A 1,517-nucleotide genomic window follows, 5' to 3' on the forward strand; every position below is an offset into this window, starting at 1 on the left:
CCAGGCCCAGCAGGATCATCGTGATGGCCTTGAGCAGCGAGCCGGAGGCCAGCACGACGGCGCCGATGAGGCCCAGCACCATCAGGCTGAAGTACTCGGCCGGGCCGAACTTGAAGGCCAGCTCGGTCAGCGGCGGCGCGAAGGCGGCCAGGATGATGGTGCCCACGCAGCCGGCGAAGAAGGAGCCCAGGCCGGCGGCTGCCAGCGCTGGTCCCGCCCGGCCTCTTCGCGCCATCTGGTAACCGTCGATCACTGTCACCACCGACGATGACTCGCCCGGCAGGTTGACCAGGATGGCGGTGGTGGAGCCGCCGTACTGTGCGCCGTAGTAGATGCCGGCGAGCATGATCAGCGCCGATACCGGCGGCAGCGCATAGGTGGCCGGCAACAGCATGGCGATGGTGGCCACCGGGCCGATGCCGGGCAGCACGCCGATCAGCGTGCCCAGCAGGCAGCCGACGAAGGCGTACGCCAGGTTCTGGAAGGTGAACGCGACGCCGAAGCCGGTCGCGAGATTGCTGAGAAGGTCCATGAAGCCGCTCGGTTCTGTCTGTCTCGGTTGTTGTCGGTGCCGTTCAGGCGATGAAGGTCGGCCACACGGGGAACTGCAGCTTCAGCGCGACCACGAAGGCCAGGTAGCTGCCGACGGCCAGGATGGTGGCCAGGATGGCCGTGGCCTTGGCGTTGAAGCGCTCGCCGGCCAGGCTGGCGACGAAGGTGAGGGCATAGATCGCCACGATCAGCCCCATCGGCGGCAGGCCGATGCTGGGCAGGCCGCCGAGCAGCAGGCCGAACAGCAGGTTGGCACCGATGATGAAGACCAGGGGGCGCCAGGCGATCTTGCCGACCGGTTCGCCGTCCTCGGTCTCGACGACCAGCGCCTTGAGCGTGATGGCGACGCCCATGATGGCGATCAGCACCCCGACGATCATCGGGAAGTAGCCGGGGCCCATGCGCGCCCCGGTGCCGACCGTGTAGGTCGTGGCACCCCAGGCGAAGGCCACGCCGAAAGCGCAGAAAAGGACTCCCGCGAAGAAGTCCCGCTGACTCTTGATGTTCACTGACTGGTCTCCTGTGGATCGCCCCGGAGATGAAAAAAAAAGGGCGCAGGCGATCGTAGGAAAGGCGCGCGACGGCGTGCATGACCGGAACATTGCCGTTCGGCAATGTGCGGGGCGCCGCCCGGTGCTCAGGTGCCGGCGGCCGGCAGTTCCACGCGCACGCGCAGGCCGGGCTGCGCGTCCTCGTAGTGCACGCGCCCGCCGTGCAGCGCCACCACCGCCTGCACGCCGGCCAGGCCCAGGCCGTGGCCGCCCACCTGGGGGCGCAAGCGCACGAAGCGCGTGCCGATGCGTGCGCGGTCCGCCTCCGGCACGCCCGGGCCGTCGTCCTGCACCGTCAGCAGGCCCCAGCCGTCCCGGTCCTCGGTGCCCACGCGCACGGTGCAGGCGGGGCCGCCGTACTTGAGCGCGTTGTCCAGCAGGTTGGCCGCCACGCCGGCCAGCAGCTCGCGGTCG

The 1,517-nt window shown here is 69.5% G+C and carries 3 protein-coding genes; all 3 read right to left on the reverse strand.

Going from position 1 to position 1,517, the window contains the following annotated elements; translation table 11 throughout:
* Positions 1 to 532: tripartite tricarboxylate transporter permease (locus ACIY1X_RS26375; protein ID WP_399686611.1), on the reverse strand; the 532-nt coding region annotated here is incomplete at its 3' end.
* A 43-nt stretch (positions 533 to 575) separates the two neighbouring features.
* Complete coding sequence (locus ACIY1X_RS26380) at positions 576 to 1,061, reverse strand: tripartite tricarboxylate transporter TctB family protein (protein WP_399686614.1); 486 nt, start codon at positions 1,059 to 1,061, stop codon at positions 576 to 578.
* Positions 1,062 to 1,189: 128 nt separating this feature from the next.
* The coding region (locus ACIY1X_RS26385) for a sensor histidine kinase (RefSeq protein ID WP_399686616.1) at positions 1,190 to 1,517 on the reverse strand (328 nt) is incomplete at its 5' end.

The organism is Xenophilus sp., from assembly GCF_044462705.1.
Classification (GTDB): Bacteria; Pseudomonadota; Gammaproteobacteria; order Burkholderiales; family Burkholderiaceae_C; genus Xenophilus; species Xenophilus azovorans.